Raw genomic sequence first — 23923 nt, forward strand, 5'->3', positions numbered from 1 at the left:
CATGCGGGTGCCCCTCAGTTGGCTCGCTGAATACGTCGATCTCGCACCGGGATCGACCACGGAAGACGTGCACGCTGCACTCGTGAAGGTCGGCCTCGAAGAGGAAGACGTTCACACCTTCGACGTGACGGGACCCGTCGTCGTCGGCGAGGTGCTCGAGTTCGTCGAGGAGCCGCAGAAGAACGGCAAGGTCATCCGCTGGTGCCAGGTGCGCGTTGCGCCCGAGGGCGAGCTCGCCGCCGACGGCGGACCCGACGTGCACGGCATCGTCTGTGGCGCGGGCAACTTCTTCGTCGGTGACAAGGTCGTCGTGACCCTGCCCGGCGCGGTTCTCCCCGGCCCGTTCCCGATCACCCCGCGCAAGACTTACGGCCACGTCTCCGACGGCATGATCGCCTCGACACGAGAGCTCGGCCTCGGTGAGGAGCACGACGGCATCCTGCGCCTGTCGACGCTCGGCGTCGACGCTGAGCCAGGTACGGATGCCATCGCGCTGCTCGGTCTGGACGACGCGGCAGTCGAGATCAACGTCACACCCGACCGCGGTTACGCGTTCTCCCTTCGCGGCGTTGCCCGCGAATACGCCCACGCCACCGGTGCCGCCTTCCGCGACCCCGCGCTGCGCGAGGACTTCCAGCCGACCGGAACCGACGGGTTCCCGGTCACGATCGACGACCAGGCCCCGATCCACGGCAAGCCCGGTGTGCGCGTATTCGCGACCCGCATCGTGCGGAACGTGGATGCCTCCCGTCCGACGCCGCCGTGGATGGTGTCGCGACTGCGGCTTGCGGGCATCCGTTCGATTTCGCTCCTCGTCGACATCACCAACTACGTGATGCTCGAACTCGGCCAGCCGATTCATGGCTACGACCTCGACGCGCTCACCGACGGCATCACCGTGCGGCGCGCGCAGCCGGGGGAGAAGCTCGTGACCCTCGACGGCCAGGAGCGCACGCTCAGCCCCGAGGACCTGCTCATCACCGACGGTTCGGGGCCGATCGGCCTCGCCGGCGTCATGGGTGGCGCGACCACAGAGATGGGCGAGAGCACCCGCAACGTGCTCATCGAGGCGGCGAACTTCGACCCCGTGTCGATCGCGCGCACGGCGCGCAGGCACAAGCTGCCGAGCGAGGCGTCCAAGCGCTTCGAGCGCGGTGTCGACCCCGCGATCGCCGTCGCGGCGGCGTCGCGCGTCGCCGAACTCATGGTCGAACTGGCCGGGGGAGAGGCCGACGCAACCGGTTCGATCGTCGGTGAAGCGGCATCCGCAACACCGATCCTGCTGCCTGACGGCTACATCTCGGGCCTCATCGGCATCGAGTACACCGCCGACGAGATCCGCGACTCGCTCGTCGAGATCGGCGCCACCGTCGAGGACGCCGACGGCGGCCTCCGAGTGACGGCGCCGACCTGGCGCCCCGACATCACCGACAAGAGCGACCTCGCCGAAGAAGTGGCGCGCATCGTCGGCTACGACCGGATTCCGTCGGTGTTGCCCGTTGCTCCTCCGGGGCGCGGTCTGACCCGTTCGCAGCGTGTTCGACGCAACGTTGCCGACGTTCTCGCGGCCGCCGGTTCGACGGAGATCCTCGCGTTCCCGTTCCTCAGCGCCGCTGACAACGACAAGTTCGGGTCGCCCGACGAGGGCACGGTTCCGGCCATCAAGGTCGCGAACGCACTCGACGCCAGTGCGCCGTACCTGCGCACGAGCCTGCTGCCAGGTCTGATCTCGGCGGCGAAGCGCAACCTGTCGCGTGGGCTGACCGACGTGTCGATCTTCGAGCTCGGACTGGTCTTCACGCCTGAGCCAGGTGTGCAGTACGGCCAGGCCGAACTGCCGTCCGGGATGGCGCGTCCCACCGACGAGCAGCTTGCCGAACTCAACGCCGGAATCCCACCGCAGCCGCGCCACGTCGCTGTGCTCATCGTCGGTTACGCCGTCGCCAAGCAGCCAGGACTTGCTGCTGTTCCCTCCGGAATCGCGGATGCTCTCGCTGCTGTCGCGCAGATCGGTCTTGCGACGGGTGCGACCATCGACGTCGTCCAGGGCAGCCACAAGTCGCTTCACCCGGGCCGCACCGCCGAACTTCGTGTTGGTGATCGGGTCGTCGGGTACGCGGGGGAGTTGCTTCCGCAGCTCGCCCTCGACTCCGACCTGCCGCGGGTCGTCGCCGTCGCCGAGCTGGATCTCGACGCGATCCTCGAATCGACGGATGCCGAGATCGCGGCTGGCGTGATCGGCACGCTTCCCGCAGCCACCCAGGACCTCTCTCTCGTTGTGCCGCGCTCGGTGCCCGCTGGTGACGTGCTCGCCGCTGTTCGTGAGGGTGCAGGGGAACTGCTGGAAGACATCCGCCTCGTTGACGACTACCGCGGAAAGGGTGTCGCCGACGACGCGAAGAGCCTCACCTTCGCGCTGCGGTTCCGTGCCCGGGATCGCACGCTGACCGCTGCTGAGGCGTCGGAGGCCAAGCTCGCCGGTTCGGCGCTGGCCACCGAGCGCTTCGGCGCTGTGCTGCGGGAGTAAGTAGACCCAGCTTCACCGAGAACACCCGTTCCGGTCGAGATCACCCGGCATGCCGGATGTCCTCGACCGGAACGGGTGTTTTCGCGTTCGCGGCGAAGCGCTATCTGACTTTCTTTATCGGGAAAATCACGAGAGCACCAATGATCGCGGCGACAGCACAGACGGTGAACCACAACCCATAGTTGCTGCCGGTCGGATCACCGACGTAAACGAGGATGCCGCCAATCAGCGGGGCAATCGTCTGGGGAAGCGCGTTGGCGATGTTGAACACACCGAGGTCCTTCCCTGAGTCATCAGGGTTGGGTAGCACGTCGACAACCAGTGCGAGGTCGACGCCAACGTACATGCCGTACGCGACTCCCAGAATGGCCTCGAGAATGAAGAACGTACCGACGTCATCCACGAAGATCAGGGCGAACGTGCCGATGGCGAAGAGCGCGGTCGAACTCCAGACGAACACCTTGCGTCGGCCGATTTTGTCGGAGAGCCAGCCCGCGAAATAGCTCACAGCGACGAGCGCGACGGTGTAGATGAGCACACTGGTCGAGATCACGGCGGGGACGTCTTCTTCCTCGACCCCGATGTGGTTGAGCAGGTAGAAGAACCGGAAGGTGGTGAAGCCGAAGCTCGCGAAGGTGATGAGGAATCGCGACCACCAGGCCAGTCCGTAGTCGGGGTACCTCGCCGGGCTGACCCAGAACGTCTCGGCCCAGTCGCGCAACGATGCGCGCGGTGGGTGAACCGGGAGCACCTTGTCTGGCAGGACGAAAGCGAAGATGACCATCACGATGATCGCCAGAACGGACGGTCCCACAAACATGATGATCAGCTGGTCGGCGAACCACTCGGCGACGTAGGTGCCACCCAGGATACCGACGTTCTGCGCGATGCCCAGCGCCGCGGCGATCTTGCCCCGCTGGAACTTGGGCACCTGGTCGGCAATTGTCGCAATGAACGGTGCCAGCGTCATGTTGGCACCCAGCTGAGCGATCGACCAGCCCACAGTCGCGATGAGCAGGCTCGGTGCCAGTGCCATGATGACGAAGGCCAGGGTCATGATGACGGTGCCGCCGACGACCCAGATTCGCCGGCGCCCCAGCTTGCTCGTCGTACGGTCGGAGAGGCGTCCGAAGATCACGTTGGCAACGGTGGCGAAGAGCGCTCCGAAGCCACCGAGTACGGCTGCCGCTCCGGTTGCGCCGTTCTCGGGGATTGCGCCCGCCGCCACGAGCGACTGGATTTTGATCCCGATTCCGACGATCGCCGGGCCGAGAAGTGCGATGAAGAAGAACAGCTGCGCGAGGAGCAGCCAGAGCACATAGCTTTTCTTGGCTGGCTCCGTCGGTTCAGGTATCCAGTGGTGCTCCCGTACGACCGTTGTCGCCGTCGTCATGCGCGACGGCATGCCCGCTGCGGACCCGCTCGATGTCGACATACCTGCCCCCTTTGGCCGGTTGGGTGGGGAACCGGTCGCTGGAGGACACGGATCCTTGTCTGTGGAAATGTAGCCCTATAGAGTTGCGAATCGCAAGCACGATCTCCGTGCCGATCCGAACCGGCAGCGTTGCCGGTTCGGCCGACGGAAGGGCTCTTTCATGGACGACCTCTCTGACCTCACCCTCGAGGAAAAGGCATCTCTCACCAGCGGAGCGGACTTCTGGAGAACCAAGGCAGTTGACCGAGCTGGCATCCCCTCGGTCATGCTGACCGACGGCCCGCACGGACTCCGAAAACAGGCCGGTGACACCGATCACCTGGGGTTGGCGGCGAGCGTACCGGCCACCTGCTTTCCGCCGGCGGTGGGGTTGGGCGCGTCCTGGGACGTCGACGCGGCCGAGCGCGTCGGGGAGGCTCTCGGTGTGGAGTCGGCCATTGAGGACGTCGCGGTTCTTCTCGGCCCTGGCATCAACATCAAACGCTCCCCATTGTGCGGCCGCAACTTTGAGTATTTTTCGGAAGATCCGATAGTTTCCGGCGTGATGGCATCCGCTCTCGTTCGTGGAATCCAGTCGCAGGGTGTCGGTGCTTCGCTCAAACACTTCGCCGCGAATAACCAGGAAACGGATCGGCTTCGTGTGTCGAGTGACGTCGACCCTCGCCCGCTGCGCGAGATCTACCTGCGTGGTTTCGAGCGGGTGGTGCGCGACGCGCAGCCGTGGACCGTCATGTGCTCGTACAACAGGATCAACGGCGTGTACACCTCGGAAGATCCCTGGCTGCTGACGACTGTGTTGCGCGACGAATGGGGCTTCGAGGGACTCGTCGTGTCTGACTGGGGCGCCGTGAACGACAGGGTCGCGGGTGTCGCGGCGGGTCTGGACCTGGAGATGCCGTCGAGTGGCGGTCGAACCGACGCGCAGGTGGTCGATGCGGTGCGGAACGGCTCGCTCACCGAGGATACACTCGATCGGGTTGCCCGTCGGGTCGTGAATCTGGTGCGCAAGGCGCAGGCGCGTCCGGCCGCGCCTGGTCCGCTGGACATCGACGCCCACCACGCGCTCGCACGTGAGGTTGCCGGCAGGTGCCTGGTTCTGCTGAAGAATGACGATGAAATGCTGCCGCTGGCGCGCGACGCCAGGATCGCGGTGATCGGTGAGTTCGCGCGGACGCCCCGGTATCAGGGCGCGGGATCATCGCAGATCAACCCAACCCGTCTCGACAACGCGCTGGATGCGATCCGCGCCGAAGCGGCCGCCGACGTGGTGTTCGCTCCCGGTTTCACGCTCGACGGCAGTGGGGACACCGACGCGCTTCGAACGGATGCCGTCGCGGCGGCATCCGAATGCGACGTCGCCGTTGTCTTCCTCGGGGTACCGGCGGATGAAGAGTCAGAGGGGTTCGATCGCAAGCACATGGAGCTCCCCACCGATCAGCTGCGCCTCATCGACGCTGTTGCTGCAGCCAATCGAAACACCGTCGTGGTGCTTTCCAACGGCGGAGCGGTCACGCTGCCGTTCGCCGGTTCCGTGCCGGCGATTCTGGAGGGATGGCTGCTCGGCCAGGCCACTGGGTCTGCGACGGCTGATGTCTTATTCGGCACCGTCAATCCCTCCGGCAAACTCACCGAGACGATCCCTCTGCGGCTGGAGGACACCCCCTCCTTCGGTAACTTTCCCGGTGAGCACGGGCACGTGCGCTACGGCGAGGGCCTCCTGGTGGGGTATCGGTGGTACGACGACGCACGAGCAGATGTGGCGTTCCCCTTCGGTCATGGTCTGTCGTACACGCGCTTCGAGTACGGCGATGTGTCCGCGACCGTGGGCGCCGACGGCGACATCGTGGTCACCGTGTCGGTGACGAACACCGGGTCGGTGGCCGGTCGGGAAGTCGTTCAGGTTTACACCTCGCTGCCCTCATCGACGGTCCAGCGGCCGCCACGCGAGCTGAAGGGCTTTGCTGTGGTGTCCCTTGAGCCGGGGGAGACGGCCGAGGCCGTTGTCGTCGTGCGTCGCGACGAGCTGGCCTACTGGGACGTCCGAATCGACCGCTGGGTTGTCGAGCGCGGTTCGTACGGTATCGAGGTCGGCGCCTCGAGCCGCGATATCCGCACAACTACCGCGCTCGAGCTCGACGGCGACGACGTCGTACTCCCGCTCTCGCTCGAGTCGTCGTTCGAGGAGGTCCTGGCACACCCCGTGGCTGGCCCCATGCTGACGGAAGCGCTTGAGTCTCGTCCGGGAGGGGTCCCGCCCGAGCTGGTCCAGCTGCTGGGCAATTTCCCCGTTGGACGACTCGACGGTTTTCCGCTGCCTCGCCGGGACATGGAGGTCATCATCGACGACGCGGCGTCACGAAAAGAGCACCGCGGTTAAGAGTCTGTTTCGGTCTGATTTCCTGGCCGGTTTCGGCCGATTCGCGCCGATAGGTTTGCAGCGCTCCTTGTTGGACCGACAGTTGTACGTCGAGTGAACGGACCGGCGAGGTGCGCAACCCCGTCCCATTCACACAGGAGCAGCTTGCCCAGATCAGCGCGCCCGTGGAGAAGTGTGGCAATAGCCACCGCTCTCTGCCTTGCAGCAACCCCCGTATTCATTTCCCCACCCGCCTTCGCCGTCACAGCGACATCTCCGGTCATCGCCCAGGGCGACGACTGGTCCGTAACCACGGTTCCCGGTGGCTATCAGGTCGATAAAACTCTGTCAGTACCCCTCGAGATCCGGGCGGATGCCGCCACCCTGTGGGCTGACGGAATCGAACTCGGTATCGCGACCGAGTCGCTCGACGGCCTTACGCTCACCGTCACGACCTCGGACCCGATGGTGACCACCGCCTCTGATATCAGCCAGGGCTGGAGCGGGGCCGGCGACCCGACCGTCGACATCCCCGAGAAGCGCTCGCGGCTGCGCGCTGTCGAACCACCGGCCCGCGACGTTGCTGTCCTCGCCGATGACCCAGCGGCAGTCGGCCCGTATGCCGTCGCACGCTACGACTACGACCTCGGAGACGAGGCAGTCGAGATTCGGGACTTTGACCGGAAGGGCGAGATGCGTGCGGCTGTGTTCATGCCGACCGGCGTAACGGGCGAGCGCCCGGTCGTCGTGTTCCTTCACGGGCGCCACACCTCCTGTGTCGGCGGGGCCCGCAACCCGCTTGCGTGGCCGTGCAACCCCGACCAGGTCGATGTCGAAAGCTACCTCGGCTACAACGACGCGGCCGCCATTCTCGCCAGCCAGGGCTACGCTGTCGTCTCGATTTCGGCGAACGCCATCAACGCACTCGACGGCTCCCTCGCGGATGACACCGGTGCGGCAGCCCGCGGACAGCTGGTCCTCGACCACCTTTCACTCCTGCGCCAGGCGAACGCGGGCACAGACGTCGGCCTCAGCGCTGCGCTTGCCGGTCAGCTCGACCTCGACAATGTTGGCCTGATGGGCCACTCCCGCGGTGGTGAGGGCGTGATGCGTGCAGCTGTGCTCAACGCAGAACTCGAGCAGCCGTTCGGCATCACCGGTGTGCTGCCCCTTGCCCCGACGGACTACACCCGGATCACCGTTCCCGGCATCCCGACCGCCACGATCCTGCCCTACTGTGACGGCGACGTCGAAGACCAGATGGGCCAGAAGTACATCGACGACTCTCGTCACGCCTATGGCGATGACGTGCTCCGTTCGTCTGTTCTCGTGATGGGAACGAATCACAACTACTTCAACACGGCATGGACCCCGGGCAAGTACCCCGTCGCGACAAGTGACGACTGGGCGATCATGGACAGGAACCAGACCGACCCGACCTGTGGCGCGAGCGCTCCGACCCGGTTGAACGCCGACGAGCAATACGCATTCGGCAACGCGTACATCGCTGCGTTCTTCCGTCTGACCGGCGGTGGTGACGAGCAGTTCCTCCCGATGTTTGACGGTAGCGACGCGAAGCCGCTGTCGGCTGGCCGTGCCGATGTTCGAGTGAGCGCAACTCTCCCCTCGTCGGCGCGTTTCGACATCAACAACTTCACAGCTCCCGACACAACGGTGCGGGTGACGGGTGCGGGCACGTACGCCGTCTGCGAGAGCCTCAGCCCGGTGGATGTTCCTGGCGTGCTTCCGTACTGCATCACCAGGCTTGAGTTCGCCCAGGCGCCGGACTGGAGCACCACCGGTTCGAACGGCAAGGCCAACTCGGTTCCGTCCACGACGGCGATGCACTTCTCGTACACAGAACCAGTTCGAGAATCGGATGCCGCTGGCGAGCTTCGCGTGCGGGTGCCTGGTGGCTCCGTGGATGCCTCCGCGTACGAAAATCTGTCGTTCCGGGTGAGTCCGGATGACACGGTGACTGGTTCGACGGAGGTCACGGTCACTCTTCTCGATGGTTCCGGAGGCTCCGCGTCGGTGACGGCATCCGAATTCGGAGACGCGCTTACCGTGCTTCCCGGCTCGACAAACCCTCTCCGTAAGGCACTGCTGCAGCAGATCGCGGTTCCGGTGGTGGCATTCGACGGGGTCGATCTCGCTGATGTTCGGGAAGTTCGCTTCACCGGTGCACGGGCCGACGGGGGAGTTCTGCTCTCCGACCTCGCTTTCCTGGCCGCACCCGGCGTTGGAAGCGTTGAACTCTCGACCCGTCCGGTCGCGTCGGTGCCGGAGGTGACCGTTGATGAAGGAAATGGCATCGGATCGGTGAGCGTGCCGGTCGTGTTGTCGAAGCCTGCCGAGACCGCGTCGACGATGTACTTCACGGCGCTGGGCTCGGGTGTCGGACGCGTCGGGACAGCGATGCAAAAAGTGGAATTCTCGCCCGGCGAGGTCTGCAAGGCTGTCACGATCACCATCGAGGGCGACAGCGCGGCGAGCACCGCAGCGAGTGCGTCGTACGTCACCAACGTGTCGAACACGCAGGGTGGTGCGACTATTGGCGATGCTTTCGGGGCCATTGTCCTGCGCGAAGACGACGGCGTCGTCGATCGCAACGGTGTCGCTGGGGCGTCTCTGCCAGAGGTGGGTGTGCAGGGCGATGCCTGTGAAGAGGCACTCGCTGAGCTCGGGACTCTCGAGGTTTCGCCCGCTGCCGGTCCCGCTGGCACCACAGTCACGGTAACCGGTGACGGGTTCCGTACCGGGGAGACGGTGGACCTGGTGTTCCACTCGGAACCGGTGACAGTTGGCTCGGTTGTCAGCCCTGACGGTTCAGTGTCGTTCGAGGTCGCGATTCCCGCTGGCGCGGAGGTTGGCGCCCACGAGTTCGTGGCCACCGGTTTCGGCTCGGGCTATTCGCAGGCGGCTGCGTTCGAGGTTCTCGATCCGGCAGCGGTTATTCCGCCGAGCGGTGAAGAGCCGACCGTCGGTGAACCCGGCGCGGCGATCCCGGTCGTGGACGGTCCCGTGGTCGAACAACCGACCGACGAGGCGGGTACCTCTGCAGGCACCGACGACGACCTGGCCCACACCGGCGCGTCGGTTCTGAGTTGGGTGACGGTCGCCGTTGTACTCCTCGGACTCGGTGCAGCACTGATGGTCCGCCGCCGCAGGGTCGCCGAGTAGCGGAACGATGAACGCCGGTGCGCCCAGTGGTGCGCACCGGCGTTCTTTCGCGCTCGGGGTCAAAAGGTGAACACTTCACCCCCTGCATCCGGTGGACGAATTCAGCGAAGATGATGGCATGACCGATCCCAACACCGCGAAGCGCATCAGCACGTACTCCAGGGACGGCCTCACCTTCGACGTGGCCGACAGCGGCCCGCTGGACGGGCCAACCGTCGTGCTGTTGCACGGGTTCCCAGCCAACCGGCACTCGTTTGACGGCGTCGTGCCGATCCTGAACGCGGCTGGGCTCCGGACGCTGGCCCCGGACCAGCGCGGGTACTCGGACGGCGCTCGTCCGCTGCGACGGCGGGACTACCGCGCCGCAGAGCTCCAGCGCGATGTGCTCGCGTTACTGGACGCCGCTGGAGTCGAGCGCGTCCAGCTCGTTGGGCACGACTGGGGTGGTGCGATCGCCTGGCAACTGGGAGCGGCGGCGCCGGAGCGGCTCACCGGCCTCACTGTTCTGTCGACACCGCATCCGGCCGCGCTGGTTCGTTCGCTTGTGACATCCGCCCAGTTGTTACGGTCCTTCTACATTCTCGTATTCCAACTGCCCGTTTTGCCCGAGGCTCTGCTGCGCGGACGCCTTGCCGCGCTGCTGCGACGGATGGGGCTGAACCCCTCTTCTGCGGATGAATATGGAAGGTTCATGTCGAAGCGGGGGCGGCTCGCCGGAGGGCTCAACTGGTACCGGGGAATGTGGCTACCGGACCGGGACGCACCGCGCGCCCGGGCAGTGACGGTGCCGACCACGTATGTCTGGGGTAACGGCGATCAGGCCCTTGGACGTCGCGCTGCCGAACTCAGCGGGTCGTTCGTGCGGGCCAGGTACCGGTTTCTGGAGGTGGAGGAGAACCACTGGCTGCCCGAGAACGCGCCGGGGGTCGTTGCCCGCCAGATCATCGCCGACGTGTTGCCATGATCTGATGCGCCCGGATCGACCTTCGCCGACAACCCCAGCGCGCCACTAGCCTCGGTTGTCGTTCGTTCTTACGATGGATCCGTTGCCGAGGAGGTCTTCTGATGCGCACTGTGACGTATTCGATGGGGGTGTCGCTCGACGGCTATGTCGTGGACCCGGACGGCGACCTCGACTGGGGCGCTCCCGATGACGAAGTTTTCAGCTTCGTCATCGACGAGATCCGCGGGGTGGACGTTCATCTCCTGGGCCGACGGCTCTACGAGACGATGGTGTACTGGGAGACCGCCGATCAGGACTCCTCGCTCGACGACGCAAGCCTCACGTGGGCGGCACTGTGGAAGACCCTGCCCAAGGTGGTCTTCTCCACCACCTTGACGGAGGTGCAGGGCAATACCCGGCTGGCGTCTGGCGGGCTGGCCGAGGAGATCGAGCGGCTGCGCGCCGAGGGCGATGGCGAGATTGCGATCGGCGGCCCGACTCTCGCCGCGGCCGCAGCCGAGCTGGGCCTGATCGATGAATATCGCGTCAGGATCTCTCCGGTGGTGCTGGGCGGCGGCATCCCGTTCTTCCCGCACGAGGAGAGGCGCGCGGATCTCGAACTCGTCGAGACGCGGACGTTCTCATCAGGAGTTATCTACGCCCGGTATCGCGTGACGCGATAACCGCGGAGGAGGTCAGTCATCGACGGCGGGTGTACTGTCTGCGATCTGGGCAAGTGCGGCGAGGTGGCCTTCGAGAGCGCCGCGTCCGTTGGCGGTCAGTGACACCCAGGTCAGCCGCCGCGAGTCGGTTCTCTCGGGTGAGCTCTCCTTGCGCACCGAGATGAGTCCCGCTTCGCTGAGCACCTTGAGGTTTTTCGACAGGTTGGCATCGTTCAGTTCGAGTGTGTCGCGGATCACGGCAAACTCCAGCTCGGTGGTACGCCGCATCAACGCGCAGATGCGCAAACGTACCGGCGAATGGATCACGTCGTTGAAGGCTGGGGGAGTAGGAGCCGTCATGCGTCTCTACTGTCCCTGCCAGCAATCTCGCTGCGGAGCGCATCGTCGTAACGGCGGCCGAGCACGACAGTGGCAACGAAGGCAAGTGCGGCCGGCACCAATACCCACCCTTGGGCGAGCCCGCCAAGCTTGATCATCAACCCGCCGATCATCGCCAGCACCAGAACGCTGAACGTGACGATGAGGAGGCGTTTGCTGCGTGGGCCGGCGGGTTGGCTGAGCGAGACGCCGTAGCGCCGGGTGTATGTCGTGGTGAGCACAGGGAGTGCGACAATTCCGAGCACGACCACGGCGCTCGCCGCTGCTGGCGGAAGCGCCTGCGAGGCGACAAACAGGGCCACGATGCCTCCCAGCACCACGTGGTACCACCACGGAGTCACAACCTGTTGCGCGAGCCGCGAACCATCTGCCTCGAGTGCGGAGAGAACATCGCGCGCTTGTGACGGGGAGGGGGCGGGGACTCGACCAGCTGAGTCATCGCCCGTGAAGTGATTTTCCATGTGGGCAACTCTATAGGTTACTTGCGCACTTGGAAAGAGACTTATTCTTTTCCGCGCTATCCCGTCACAAGGGGCGGTGCCATGACGACGCTGTCGTAGGTCTTCCCTGGCCAATGGATGGTGTCGACCGGCGTGAACCCCCACGAACCATAGAGCCGAACGAGGTGTTCTGCTGGGACAGCGGTATCGACGAGAGTCACTCGAGGGTGAGCGTGCGGGTCTCGTCCGAATCCTCGTAGCTGACATCGATTGTGACTGTGGTGCGTGTTACCTCGTCTGGCAGTTCGAACTCATGAGTTGTCGGCGCGATATCAGCGGTGCAGACTTCGTTCGGCGACGGCGCAAACGTTACGGCGATCCGATCCGTGCCCTCAGCGGTAAGGGCGGATGCGGCGGGCGGACACGTTGAACTGCCCCAGGTAACGATGGCAAACGTTTCGCCGCGTTCGAGCCAGGTCGCGGCGATTGTGGTGTCCGTTGGGTCGACGTCGAAGCCGTCCGGAACGCCCGGTCGCACGTCCTGTGCGACATCGTTCCCTCCGCAACCGGTCAACAAGCACACGGCGAGTAGGGCTCCCAGGCTGACGGAGCCAGCGCGCAAAGTGATCACACGCCCATTATCGACGGGGTCTCGTCCCGAGCTACAGATCGTTACGTCATCGAGGCGGGCTGTGCGAGCGTGGGCAGCGCCGCCGGTGGGCGTCGGAACTCTAGCGTCCTCCCGCCACGTCCAGAATGCTCCCCATGGTGTAGCTGGCATCGTCACTGAGCAGCCAAACGATCGCCGCTGCGACTTCCACCGGATCGCCGGGTCGCTGCATCGGGATGGTGTGCGCCAGGTCCTTTGCTCGATCAGGACGACCGTTCCGACCGTGCAGTTCCGTGTCGATGACTCCAGGTCGAACGACGTTCACGCGGATGCCTTCAGCGGCAACTTCACGAGCGAGGCCAACGCCGAGAGTGTCGATCGCGCCCTTTGATGCGGCGTAATCCACGTACTCGCCTGGCGCCCCAAGCCGACTCGCCGCTGAAGAGACCAGAACGATGCCTCCACCCGCGCCCCCGCGGAGTGTGGACATCCGTCGCACCGCATGTCCACAAGCAAGCAGAGGCCCCGCCACGTTGACCGCGAGTATTTCTGCGACGCGTGAAGCGGTGAGCTCATCCACTCTCGACTGAGTGGCGGCGATTCCGGCGTTAGCGACGAACGCCGTAACGGTGCCGAGCTTGTCTGCGGCCTCGAAGATCGCCGCTATGTCATTTTCGTCCGCCATGTCTGCGCGGATGGAGGATGCGAGCCCGCCTGCGGTTCGAATCGTCTCGACAACTTTGCCCGCTGCTTGCTCATCACTCTGAAAAGTGACGAGCACTGACCAGCCGGCGCGTGCCGCGGCGATCGCGGTGGCGGATCCGATTCCACGGCTCCCGCCAGTAATGACTGCGACGCCGCGTGACCCGGGTTCTGTGTGCATCCCGCAAGTATGCACCGAAGTCGAAGGTCACCCGCCCAGAAACGCTTGCGCGCGTCTCTACCAGCGGACAGCAGCTCACCGCCCAGCGCGAGGAGTCGACTGTGCGAAGTAGCAGCGTCAGAGCTTTCCGTAGAAGCGTCCCTGGTCAATGTCTCGTTGAGCATCTCGTAGCGCCTGAGCGATTTCGGGATCGCTTCCTTGTAGGTCTCTCACCTTGCGATCAATCGAAGCACGACGTGACACTGCGCCCGTCGCTAGTCCGACTATCGCAAGGCCCACGATTGCGACCCACAACATGACGTCCCCAATTTCAGTCACACCGGTTCAACCAAAGTTCCTGAGCAGTACAGCTAGCGCAGCCTAACGGTGCACGTCGTCCGGCGACAAGCATTCATGGGGTTCGCCCAGACTAGGTCTGAATCTCAGAGCGCAATTCCTTCTTCAACTGTTCGCGCCAGCTCGTGCGGGGCGGTCACATGCGCGATGTGATCGTGCCCCTTCAAGATCACGACAGACTGGAGTCCCAGAGCCTCTTGATAGAAGTCAACGCCAGGCCCATAAGGGTGGCGATGTCTGCTGGTTTCGCCCGCAACCAGCGTTGTCGGCACCGTCCAGCCGGCGAGAGATGTGAATTCATGTCTCGTGATCGCGTCTAACTCGGCCCAGGCAGGCGCGGCAAGTTCTCTCAGCCGCGGCCATGCAGGGCCGGACCGCAACGACGCGACGTGCTCTCGGCTGTAGCCGGAGAGATCGACATTGATGATCTCAACGGCGGCATCAAAATCACCAGCGGTAATGGCCGAAGACAGGAGTGAAAGAACTTCGGTACCAAAGGGCCGAACGACTGGCTCGTACAGCACAAGGGAGCGAATATCGGCGCCTCGCCGCACCGCTTCGACCGCGATGAGGCCGCCGAAGCTGTGGCCGATCACGTCGACCGGGCCGTCAAGTGTTGAGAGCCACAGAAGCAAGTCCTCGACCTCCCTCTCGACGCCATAGTCCGGGGCAAGTGGGGCGCTGGGTGTGCGTCCGCGCCGGTTGACTATCAGGGCAGGGCGCCCGGGTGCGATCCGTTCAACGACCGGCATCCATGCAGCAGCGTCTGCCATAACGCCGTGGACGAGAACAATCGGGATGCCGTTTCCTCGTCGAGCAACTGCGGTAAGAACTCCGTGGCCAGAGTCGACAGTCACTTCGGTGAGTTCGTGGAGTGTGTCGGTCTCATTCATCGGTTCTCCTCGTTGGCGTCGTCGGCGAAATTGGCGCTGCGTTTGTTGATGGGCCAACAGCCACAAGGCACGTACTGAGCCGGGCGCCTGGACTCTCATCGCCGCGGCAAGAATGCATACTCTTCCCTCCAGGTCGCAGCCGCCCTGGCAGCGTCTGTAAGAAGGATCTTCATTTCGACCCACGACGTGAGCTCTGCGCTGTAGTCGGCTGCCGGTCTGCGTTGATCCGGAGGCAATGCCTCCAGTGCGAAATGAATTCGAACGACGACCGTGTCCTCGCCGTAGCTTTGGACGCTGAAGGCGAGGTTCGGCTCTGTGAAAGCAAGGGACGGGTCAATGCCGCCGTCCTTGCGTAAAGCGGTGGGCGTTTCAAGCCGATTCGCCACCCGCTCAAACCACTCGGCGATCTCTGTTGCTTCATCGACAACCAAGGAGGGATGCCGAAAGAACCACTTCTGTTCATCGGCGGTAACCTCACCGGCGATGACAAGCCAGTTGTCATCCCAAGCATCTCCCGTCGCCGATGCGAACTCGTAATCCACCGGACGAAGCACGACACGCGGTACGCCACAAAGGTCCTTGAGTTCCATTTCACGATCATCCCATTGCGCTCGGGACCAGGCGCACGACCCTGTAGCCGCAACGGTCGAGCTGTAACCAGTCCTTGTTCGGCGAAAGGATTGTCCGGACTCGGGCAGGGCCCCGATCGCGGACGAACTCGTGACCCGATCAGCACGGTGAGCACTTCGCGCCCCACAGGGCTTTAGTCAAGGAGTGGAACCCGCGGCTGGGGGAGGCCGGCTACTCGCTCGTGAGCTAATTGACGACGAGAGGGGGGCGAATGGCACTGTTTGGGTTTCCTATGGCAAGAAAGGATTTCTCCATCGGATTCGATGCGCACAAAACCGTATGTCAGCGATCCATCTGGACCGCTGCAACACAAGGAAATGGAGCCGGACCAATGAGCACATCCCAGGCTGACGACAATCTGATCCCACAATTCGCCCGACCGGGAGAAGCCACAATCGCCGCCCGACACGTTATCCCGCAGCAGGAATCTCTGCCCGGAACAGCGAAACAAATCGTCGACGACGAAACAATGCTCGACGGAAACTCCCGATTGAATCTCGCCACATTCGTCAGCACCTGGATGGATGACGACGCCAAGCAGGTCTACGAAGCATCCTTCGATAAGAACATGATCGACAAGGACGAGTACCCGCAGACGGCGGCCATCGAGGACAACTGCTGGCACATGATCGCCAACCTGTGGAACGCGCCTGACGCGTCCCAGAGTATTGGCACCTCCACCATCGGATCGTCAGAGGCATGCATGCTCGGGGGTCTCGCCTTCAAACGACGCTGGCAGCAGGCACGGCGCGCAGCGGGTAAAGACACCGCGAAGCCGAATCTCGTCATGTCCTCCGCGGTACAGGTCTGTTGGGAGAAGTTCTGCAACTACTTCGACGTCGAACCCCGATTTGTGCCCATCACCGAGGAACACAAGACACTCGACGGGCATGACCTTGAAAAATACATCGACGAGAACACCATCGGAGTCGTCGCCATCATGGGTGTCACCTACACCGGTATGTACGAGCCGGTCGCCGAGATCGCCAAGGCGCTGGACGACATTCAGGCCAAAACCGGACTCGACATCCCCATCCACGTCGACGGCGCTTCCGGAGCCATGATTGCACCGTTCCTTCAGCCGGACCTCCTCTGGGACTTCCGACTCGAGAGGGTGCACTCGATCAGCACGTCAGGCCACAAATACGGACTGGTCTTCCCAGGTCTGGGCTGGGTGGTGTGGCGCGAGTCAAAGTGGCTCCCAGAGGACCTCATCTTCCAGGTGAGCTATTTGGGTGGCAAGATGCCAACGTTTGCGCTCAACTTCTCGCGCCCCGGCGCCCAGGTTCTCCTGCAGTACTACATGTTCCTCCGGCTCGGGTTCGAAGGGTACCGCGCCGTTCAGCAGGCATCGCAAAACGTCGCGAAGTTCCTTTCGGCGGGTATCGCGAAACTGGACGCTTTTGAACTGTGGAATGACGGCAGCGACATCCCGGTCTTTGCGTGGCGACTGAAAGAAGGACATACCTCGAACTGGAATCTCTACCACCTTCAGGACAGGCTGCGCATGAAGGGCTGGCTGGTTCCCGCCTATCCCATGCCAGACGACCTGACCGACCTCACCGTGCAGCGCATCGTGGTGCGCAACGGGCTCAGCATGGATCTCGCCGAAGAGTTGCTTGAAGGCATCGAAACCGAGACCGCTTACCTCGACGCACTCGAGTCGCCGATGCCCGTTGAGGGCCCGCGTCCCGCGTTCCACCACTAGGAGTCGAACATGTCAACCAACGCGTCTGCACAAACGCCGGATGCCGCGGCTCACGCCGCATCCAACCATCCACTCACCTCACGGAAGGCCGTGACGACCTTCCTCGGCGTCGGCCAGCTCGCAATGCTCACGGTCGTTGTGGTGGCGAGCCTGCGCTCGCTGCCCGCGATGGCGGTCTACGGGCTCGGCAGCGTCACGCTCTACATCATCCCGGCGATCTTCTTCCTCATCCCGACCGCACTGGTGGCAGCGGAGCTCGCGACAGGATGGAAGGGCGGCGTCTTCGTCTGGGTGCGAGAGGCTTTCGGAGATCGGTGGGGGTTCACCGCCGTCTGGCTGCAATGGATCCAGAACGTGGTGTGGTACCCAACACAGATCGCGTTTATCGCGGCGGCCCTCGCATTCGTCTTCTTCGACCCGACGCTGTCCAGCTCAGGTTTGTACACCGCGATCGTGATCCTCGTGCTGTATTGGGGTTCAACACTGATCACCCTGCGCGGTGGAAACCTGTTCGCCAAACTGGGTTCGTGGGGAGGAATCCTCGGCACGCTGCTCCCGGCCGCACTGCTCATCGTGTTCGGGTTCATCTGGTTGGGAACCGGGGAGAAAAGCGAGGTCCCGCTTGACGCGTCGGCGATCATCCCGCCGTTCACCGGTATCGCTTCCATCGTGCTGATCGTGTCGAACATCCTCGCCTACGCCGGCATGGAGGTCAATGCGGTGCACGTGAACCAGATGAAGGACCCCGGGAAGGGATACCCCAAATCGATCCTGCTGGCATCCATCCTGATCCTGCTGGTATTCATCCTTCCGACGCTCGCAATCTCGATCGCGGTACCGGAGAAGGAACTGGGCCTCACCAATGGCATCATGCTGGCCTTCCAGGAGTACTTCGATCACTGGGGAGTGAGCTGGGCGACGGCCATCGTGTCGGCGCTCATCGCTGCCGGTGCGCTGGCGTCGGTGATCACCTGGATCGCCGGCCCGTCGAAGGGCCTCCTCATCGCTGCCCAGTCCGGTCTTCTGCCTCCGGCGCTGCAGAAGCGGAACAAGGCTGGCGTCCAGTCGGGCATCCTGATGCTCCAAGGCACCATCGTCACGATCCTCGCGGCGATCTTCGTTGTCGTACCCAACGTGAGTTCGGCATTCGTCGCGCTCGTAGACATGGCAGCGGCGCTGTACCTGATCATGTACATGCTGATGTTCGCCGCGGCGATCGTCCTTCGGCGTAAACGACCGAACGTCAAGCGCACCTACCGGGTACCGGCGATGAACCTCATCGCCGGGGTGGGATTCGTCGGGTGCCTCCTGGCATTCATCCTGGCGTTCATCCCCCCGTCAGGATTCAACGCTTTCCCTGCTGCGTCGTATCCATGGATCGTCGGGCTGGTCATCGTGCTACTCGGTGCACCCCCACTCGTCTTCTATGCTCTTCGGAAGCCGAAGTGGGATCAGCGGACCGAGGCAGAGAAGGCCGCGAGTGGAGCGCACGAGGAGGATGACAACGATGCTCCCGCGCCACAGGCGGGAGCCACCACCACCTGACGTCATCGAGACCGCTCGAGGAAGGCCCTCGGCGTGCAGAGCTCTCTGCACGCCGAGGGCCTTCTGGGGCTCACGGCGCCGGACTGGGCGCATCTCGCATTGTCAGACCTTCGCATCCTCGTAGCTGTTCTCCTCGGATTATTGCTGAGTCAGCGCAAACGTCACGCCGCTCGTCGCCCCTAGAACGAGTTGCCCATCATTTCGGTACACACAGTGACGACTCCATGACGTGCTCGCCCGAACCTTTCTCGTGCTGCGCCCTTTCAAACCTCATGGGTTTCGAGGCAGTTAGGTTACGAGACACAGGGACTTCGTGACGGTTCCCTCGAAGTGGCGGTTCAGCACAGCTGTCTATAACGGGGCGGCGGGTCCCGGAAGCGGAACCTCGAACGGCGTTCGGTGAGGTCGCCTCGAGCATGTGAAACGATTGAGGGATGACCGGCAGCAGCTCGATGGATCAGTCCCTCGCACACACGCTCCGCATCGGTCCTGAGCAGCACGGCCATGATGCAGCGCTCGCGGCCGCGGGTATCTGGGCCCGCGCTATAGCACGCCGTGATCAACTCCCCGTCACTCCTTCCGCTGATGACAAACTGCCCGGCGTTGAGGGCGCACTGTCACAGGAAGGAGCACAGCTCCTTGTCGCCCGCAACGAGGAGGCGCCGATCGCGTTCGCAATCCTCATCCCACGCGTCGGGGTAGTGGAACTCATTTATCTGGCCGTGGATCCTCAAGCTTGGGGGCAGGGTGTCGCCGGACAGCTGCTCGACTTCATCCGGCGGCGAAGCGAGACAGCCGGGACACCACTCGAACTCTGGGTTATCGCTGACAACGATCGGGCCATCAGCTCCTACGAGCGGGCGGGGTGGACCAGAACGGCGAACGTGGAGGTGCGCAATTCCTCGGGACGACCCGAGCGGCGATACACACTGGGTCACTAGCCGGACTGAGACATTTCCCCCGCGCGGCGGATGCACTTCTCGATCCATAAGCTTTCCCGAATACTCAGTCCTTCCGGAGGTTAGAGCCGGGTTTGCTCATTACGGTCTGGAGTTCCGTCCGTGACCGCGTTGGTCGGCATCCGCAATAGACGGACCTCCACCCAGACTCGCCAGAACCGGTGTCTCAAAAGTGTGGGTCCAACGCCGTTGTCTTTAGCGGCACGGCGACGCTGCGGGTCCCTTAGACAGAACCCTCAGTGCGAAACCCGTCCGACCTTTGCGCTCAAGGTGCCACGAGCGTTACCGCGCCGGCGCCTGTTTGACGCTCAATCATCGGGCACTATTGGCTGAAATCTAACGAAGCTCCATGCAGAGGAGCCGGGGCCTGTCTTCCCAGGACTCGACCGGGATAAAGCCGCGGGTGCGGTAGAGCCTCACTGCATCGTCTCGCCAATCCCAGACGGTTAGCCGGAGAGGACGAGTTTGCTGGTTGAGAACGGCATCGATCAAGGCTGAGCCAACCCTCAGGCCGCGCGCGCTTGGATCGACCCAAACGCGCTTGATCTCGGATGTTGTCATGTTCTGCTGGAGGACGACGACTCCCACCAGCGAACCCAACTCCGCGACGTAGACGACGGCGTTCTCGTACGCGCGCGCAGGATCGTCGACTTCGGCTCGGTACCGATCGGGAAGGCCTGCACCAACGTGGGCTTCGCCCAAATACAAGACTTTCTCGATTTCGGTCTGCCTCAAGTACGCCTCAACGAGGCGACTCACCGCGTCGTTGTCAGGCCCGGTGAGGTCGGCCGGACGGATGTTGATCGAATCCAGTTCGGTTTGCACCGCTTCATTCTCCTATTGAGAACCCGAGATGCCCGGATACCCCGCCCGCTGAAGATGCTCGCAGGGGTGTCATCTCTGCAAGACAGTCAGGTGTTCCGCGAACCTCCTAGGCGGGATCTTCGGTGGGACGCAAGTCGCTGCGAGGGATCACATCGGCGGCTTCGCCCAGAGGCCCGGTATGTTGACTCAGGGAGGCGAAAGCCCGCTCCAATGCGGACTCTCAGAAAGATGACCCAACGTGCCCTGGAATCCTTCGTTGCCCGAGAATCGCATGTATCCGTCGCATCTTGCGGTGTTCGACAACACTGTCGGGCGTCTTTGGCGCGACGGAACACCGGTGGGCTATGTGTCGTTCTCGTTGGAGCAGGCTGTTACGCAGACGGGTGGAGCGCTTTGGTGGCGTAGGTACTCCGATCCGTACGACATTGTCTGGTACTTGGAATGGCTTTACCCCGACACTCCCGAAGAGCGGGTAGATGAGGGGCCGCTCAGCGCCCCGACCGCAGAGGATGCGCACCCAGAGAAATGGCCGGTGAGTCCCTGGCGTTTGAACACCGATCCTCGCGCATCAGAAGAGTCCTTCGATAAAGCGCCTGTCATTTTGAGGGTCGAGTTTCTCACCGGCGATGAACGCGACATGGCATGGGAGCGTTACGGGCAGGGCGACGAGTGAAGGCTCAGACAGCCGTCATCCCAGAACGCATCATTTCACGACGCCCTGACGCCGGACCGATAGCTGCAGCCTTCGGCTGCGGGGCGTAGCGAGGAGCGTCAAACTCCAAGCGCAAGCGAACTCGCGTCTCTGCCGCTGGGAGGAAGCCGCCGAGAACCATGCACAATGGGCCCCGCAGGACGGACACCTCCAACGGGTACTCGCGCGGAGGCTGGATGTTCCGCCACTCCCCAGTTGTGACGGTACCCGTTTGGCTGTCCCGACATTCAGCCCGATGACGGGGTCACGCGCACGAGCTCGAGCTCGTCGTCTCCTGTCTCGGAACCCTAGTGTTTGACCCGTGGTCTCATATCCATGGCGGAGCTTCCGAGCGACGTGACCTGGCTTGGGAACGTCGAATCCGGCGGCGGCCCGAGCCGAGCAGAAAGCCAAGGCGGCGTCGATGCGGGGGAGAAGTGTGACGCTGCTCGATGCCTCATCGGCACGCACCCACACCTGCACCGAGGCCCAACGATGAAGGATGGTGCCCGGTTCCGGCTCCTGACGCGTGATGATGAAGATGCTCGGCCACGCCAAAGCACCGATCGGGAGGCCGTCGGGGTCGGGGTTCGCCAGCGTGACGCCGGCTTCGGTCGCCAAAGCCCGACCGATACTGAAAATCGTGCCGACCACGTCGGGGACGACAACGCGATCCGCAGATCGGTCCGAGTCAACTCCCATCGGCTTCTCTCGCTTGACAGTGCACCAGGTGATCATCGCGCCAACGCATCTACGCCGCAAGGAGTGTCGCGCAACGCGAACGTTCGAAGGATCGAAGCCGGGAGGCAGATTAGTAGTAGCGGAGCTCAACCGTGTGCGCCAACGACAAATTCATGCCCACAATTATGACGATGAAGAGAGCCACGAATCCCAACACGATGCTGGAGACGCGCACTCTAGGGGTATGACTCTTGCTCGCGAAAAAGAGCACCAGCACGCACGCGATCAGCCCGACACCGGTTGCGGCAAGGCCGCTTCCCACGACCTCTACTACCGGGCATTGCAGCGGATACGACTCCATACAGGCACCGCCGCCGAGGGGCGGTGCCACCAGAACGAAAGCAACGAACGCGGCTGCTATTCCGACACCGACAAATCCTGGCCAGAAGCGGCGGGGGCTAGCGAGTATCGCCACACCCGATAGTCCCAGCACTCAGTCCGCCGCGCAAGAACCGGGGACCTGCCACATGTCGCACATGCATAGAGGATCCGAGACGTCTCGCTCTGTTTTCTGCATGTCTCGATGCCTGGCACACGTCTCGTATCCCATGGGTTTCGAGACAGTCAGGAACCCTGATCGAGAGGCATTCTGAACAGAATGCCTCTCGATCACAAATCGTCGGAGTCGCGGAGGAGTTGCAGCCGGCTCGCCATGCGGAAAGCGTCAGGGCGACGCGACGCGATGCTGAGAAACGAGCTGAGGCTGTGGGAGGAGACAAATGTGGCGCACACGTCAGCATCCACGAGAATATCGATCAGGTTGATAAATCTCTGTTGCGCCTCTGGATCGGCATCTTCGAAGTTTGGGACGTCGTTGACGACCCATCGAGGGAATGATCGCGCCCATGCGAGATACTCGATCGTGGATGTGGGCGATCCACAGAGCTGGGCGAACGTCGCTCGCAGTTCGCCGGGCCGTGCCGCTAATACCGGAAATTGGCGGCCTCGCACAGCAACGCTCGTTGCCTCCTCCGGACGCGGTTCAGGCGTCGGCGATTCGCGCGCCCAAACGCCGGCCGCGAACCCGGTGGAGTGATCCTCGCGAGTGGTTCGATAGTCGGTGGCACCGCCGAGTTTGTAGACCTCCATGTTGTTCTTGATGAGGTCGATACCCGGTTCGAAGATGTGGTGCCAAATGGGGTTGGGGAGCAGATCGTCGGGGGCATAGTTCGATGTCGCAAGAACTGTGAGCTTGCGGCGGAACACGTGCTCAAGTAGCCGTGTAAGTAGACGGGCATCGCCTGAGTCGTGGACATGCAGCTCGTCAAAGAAAAGCAGTTGATTATTGCCGGTCAGATCGTCGATGGCGCGCTCTACGGCGTCGCGCTCCGAGCGGTGGTCCTCGATGCTCCGATGAAGATCATCGAAGAACCTGTGGAAGTGAACCCGGGTCTTGCGAACAGTCGGGAGGGCGACGAAGAATGCGTCGGCCAGCCAAGACTTACCGCGGCCGGCTGGTCCATGGATGTAGAGGCTCTGCGTCGTTGACCGGCGCAAGTTTCGGCGTTCAATATCGGCGCTGAGGACTGCGAGCCGGTCGACGAGAAGCAATTGTGCAGGGTCGAGAGCGATGCCAGCGCGGATTGCTGCGGCATCCAGCGCAGCGGACAGTCGTTGCCCTTCTTTCACGATCCCAACACTGGCCACAGGTCGAACTCTAGGGGATAAGGAGTGGCGGAAGCGTCCTATCGACTACCCCCCCCCAGACCGGACGTTCAACGGACTCGTCTCCGCGTTCGCCCTGCGTGCTCAGACTTCCACGGAGTAGTTGAGCTGCAATTCGTCAGCGGGCACTCCCCGGATTCCCCAGTTCGCACGAGGCGTCTCGGTGATGGTGATCTCAAGGTCGTTGGGGGTGACGCCGACCGCCGCAATATTTTTGATGAGTTCGCGGAGGAAGTCCTTCTTTGTGTCCGTCGAGCGACCCTCGAACATGCTCACCTCGACGATGGTGTAGTCGATCGAACGATCTGTAGGCGTTATGAATTGTTCGGGGTCCAGAGTGATGAAGCGGTGGAATCGCTTCTCGACCGGCAGTTGGAGCGCCGATACCGCCGCTGTGTGGATCGCGTCGGACAGCGAAGAGATGCGAGGGGCAAGCGCCGCTTTATGTCCGTAGACAATGATTTGAGCCATGCTCTAGTTTCGTAGCCCACG

Annotated in this window: 21 protein-coding genes; 10 read left to right on the plus strand and 11 right to left on the minus strand. The window is 63.3% G+C overall.

Going from position 1 to position 23923, the window contains the following annotated elements:
* The first annotated feature begins 1 nt into the window (after position 1).
* Positions 2–2527 (plus strand): phenylalanine--tRNA ligase subunit beta, encoded by a 2526-nt coding sequence (gene pheT / locus AC1C2N_RS04645; RefSeq protein WP_495433033.1) that lies wholly within the window; start codon positions 2–4, stop codon positions 2525–2527.
* 100 nt (positions 2528–2627) lie between these two features.
* On the opposite strand, the gene AC1C2N_RS04650 is transcribed toward pheT, so the two are convergent.
* A complete protein-coding gene (locus AC1C2N_RS04650) occupies positions 2628–3962 on the minus strand; it encodes an MFS transporter (protein WP_495433034.1) in 1335 nt (444 codons plus the stop codon).
* Positions 3963–4122: 160 nt separating this feature from the next.
* Here AC1C2N_RS04650 and AC1C2N_RS04655 point away from each other — a divergent pair, with 160 nt between their 5' ends.
* From AC1C2N_RS04655 to AC1C2N_RS04670, 4 genes are all read left to right on the plus strand, one after another.
* A complete protein-coding gene (locus AC1C2N_RS04655) occupies positions 4123–6339 on the plus strand; it encodes a glycoside hydrolase family 3 C-terminal domain-containing protein (RefSeq protein ID WP_495433035.1) in 2217 nt (738 codons plus the stop codon).
* A 174-nt stretch (positions 6340–6513) separates the two neighbouring features.
* The gene (locus AC1C2N_RS04660; protein WP_495433036.1) at positions 6514–9501 is read left to right on the plus strand and encodes an LAVTG motif-containing sortase-dependent surface protein; all 2988 of its coding nucleotides are present in this window, start codon (positions 6514–6516) and stop codon (positions 9499–9501) included.
* Positions 9502–9619: 118 nt separating this feature from the next.
* Positions 9620–10465, plus strand: coding sequence for an alpha/beta fold hydrolase (locus tag AC1C2N_RS04665; protein ID WP_495433037.1), 846 nt, complete (start codon positions 9620–9622; stop codon positions 10463–10465).
* Positions 10466–10566: 101 nt separating this feature from the next.
* A complete protein-coding gene (locus AC1C2N_RS04670; RefSeq protein ID WP_495433038.1) occupies positions 10567–11127 on the plus strand; it encodes a dihydrofolate reductase family protein in 561 nt (186 codons plus the stop codon).
* A 12-nt stretch (positions 11128–11139) separates the two neighbouring features.
* Here AC1C2N_RS04670 and AC1C2N_RS04675 read toward each other — a convergent pair whose 3' ends face one another.
* From AC1C2N_RS04675 to AC1C2N_RS04705, 7 genes are all read right to left on the minus strand, one after another.
* Complete coding sequence (locus AC1C2N_RS04675) at positions 11140–11466, minus strand: transcriptional regulator (protein WP_483405846.1); 327 nt, start codon at positions 11464–11466, stop codon at positions 11140–11142.
* Complete coding sequence (locus tag AC1C2N_RS04680; RefSeq protein ID WP_495433039.1) at positions 11463–11966, minus strand: hypothetical protein; 504 nt, start codon at positions 11964–11966, stop codon at positions 11463–11465. The genes AC1C2N_RS04675 and AC1C2N_RS04680 overlap by 4 nt, the downstream gene beginning before the upstream one ends.
* A gap of 56 nt (positions 11967–12022) precedes the next feature.
* On the minus strand, positions 12023–12166 hold the full coding sequence (locus AC1C2N_RS04685) for a hypothetical protein (RefSeq protein ID WP_495433040.1): 144 nt from the start codon (positions 12164–12166) through the stop codon (positions 12023–12025).
* Positions 12163–12576: a hypothetical protein gene (locus AC1C2N_RS04690; protein WP_495433042.1), complete on the minus strand. Its 414-nt coding sequence runs from the start codon at positions 12574–12576 to the stop codon at positions 12163–12165. Before AC1C2N_RS04690 ends, AC1C2N_RS04685 begins: the two co-directional genes overlap by 4 nt.
* 100 nt (positions 12577–12676) lie before the next feature.
* Positions 12677–13438, minus strand: coding sequence for an SDR family oxidoreductase (locus AC1C2N_RS04695; RefSeq protein WP_495433043.1), 762 nt, complete (start codon positions 13436–13438; stop codon positions 12677–12679).
* Between the two features lie 422 nt (positions 13439–13860).
* The gene (locus AC1C2N_RS04700) at positions 13861–14667 is read right to left on the minus strand and encodes an alpha/beta fold hydrolase (protein ID WP_495433044.1); all 807 of its coding nucleotides are present in this window, start codon (positions 14665–14667) and stop codon (positions 13861–13863) included.
* Positions 14668–14762: 95 nt separating this feature from the next.
* Positions 14763–15257, minus strand: a complete 495-nt coding sequence (locus AC1C2N_RS04705) for a WapI family immunity protein (protein WP_495433045.1) — start codon at positions 15255–15257, stop codon at positions 14763–14765.
* 371 nt (positions 15258–15628) lie between these two features.
* Between AC1C2N_RS04705 and gad the strand changes: the two genes are divergently transcribed.
* From gad to AC1C2N_RS04720, 3 genes are all read left to right on the plus strand, one after another.
* Positions 15629–17005, plus strand: a complete 1377-nt coding sequence (gad, locus tag AC1C2N_RS04710) for a glutamate decarboxylase (RefSeq protein ID WP_495433046.1) — start codon at positions 15629–15631, stop codon at positions 17003–17005.
* A gap of 9 nt (positions 17006–17014) precedes the next feature.
* The gene (gene gadC / locus AC1C2N_RS04715; protein WP_483405854.1) at positions 17015–18550 is read left to right on the plus strand and encodes a glutamate/gamma-aminobutyrate antiporter GadC; all 1536 of its coding nucleotides are present in this window, start codon (positions 17015–17017) and stop codon (positions 18548–18550) included.
* 434 nt (positions 18551–18984) lie between these two features.
* Positions 18985–19491, plus strand: coding sequence for a GNAT family N-acetyltransferase (locus tag AC1C2N_RS04720; protein WP_495433047.1), 507 nt, complete (start codon positions 18985–18987; stop codon positions 19489–19491).
* A 354-nt stretch (positions 19492–19845) separates the two neighbouring features.
* On the opposite strand, the gene AC1C2N_RS04725 is transcribed toward AC1C2N_RS04720, so the two are convergent.
* Entirely contained in the window at positions 19846–20334 is a 489-nt protein-coding gene (locus AC1C2N_RS04725; RefSeq protein WP_483405856.1) for a GNAT family N-acetyltransferase, read from the minus strand.
* Between the two features lie 292 nt (positions 20335–20626).
* Between AC1C2N_RS04725 and AC1C2N_RS04730 the strand changes: the two genes are divergently transcribed.
* Positions 20627–21007 carry a hypothetical protein gene (locus tag AC1C2N_RS04730; RefSeq protein ID WP_495433048.1) on the plus strand — a complete coding sequence of 127 codons (381 nt, stop codon included), beginning with the start codon at positions 20627–20629 and terminating at the stop codon, positions 21005–21007.
* A 943-nt stretch (positions 21008–21950) separates the two neighbouring features.
* On the plus strand, positions 21951–22190 hold the full coding sequence (locus AC1C2N_RS04735; protein ID WP_495433049.1) for a hypothetical protein: 240 nt from the start codon (positions 21951–21953) through the stop codon (positions 22188–22190).
* A gap of 185 nt (positions 22191–22375) precedes the next feature.
* On the opposite strand, the gene zapE is transcribed toward AC1C2N_RS04735, so the two are convergent.
* Positions 22376–23413: a cell division protein ZapE gene (gene zapE / locus AC1C2N_RS04740; protein ID WP_495433050.1), complete on the minus strand. Its 1038-nt coding sequence runs from the start codon at positions 23411–23413 to the stop codon at positions 22376–22378.
* 102 nt (positions 23414–23515) lie between these two features.
* Positions 23516–23902 (minus strand): tautomerase family protein, encoded by a 387-nt coding sequence (locus AC1C2N_RS04745; RefSeq protein WP_483405860.1) that lies wholly within the window; start codon positions 23900–23902, stop codon positions 23516–23518.
* Positions 23903–23923: the final 21 nt, after the last annotated feature.

It is taken from the genome of Mycetocola sp. Y791, assembly GCF_059445325.1.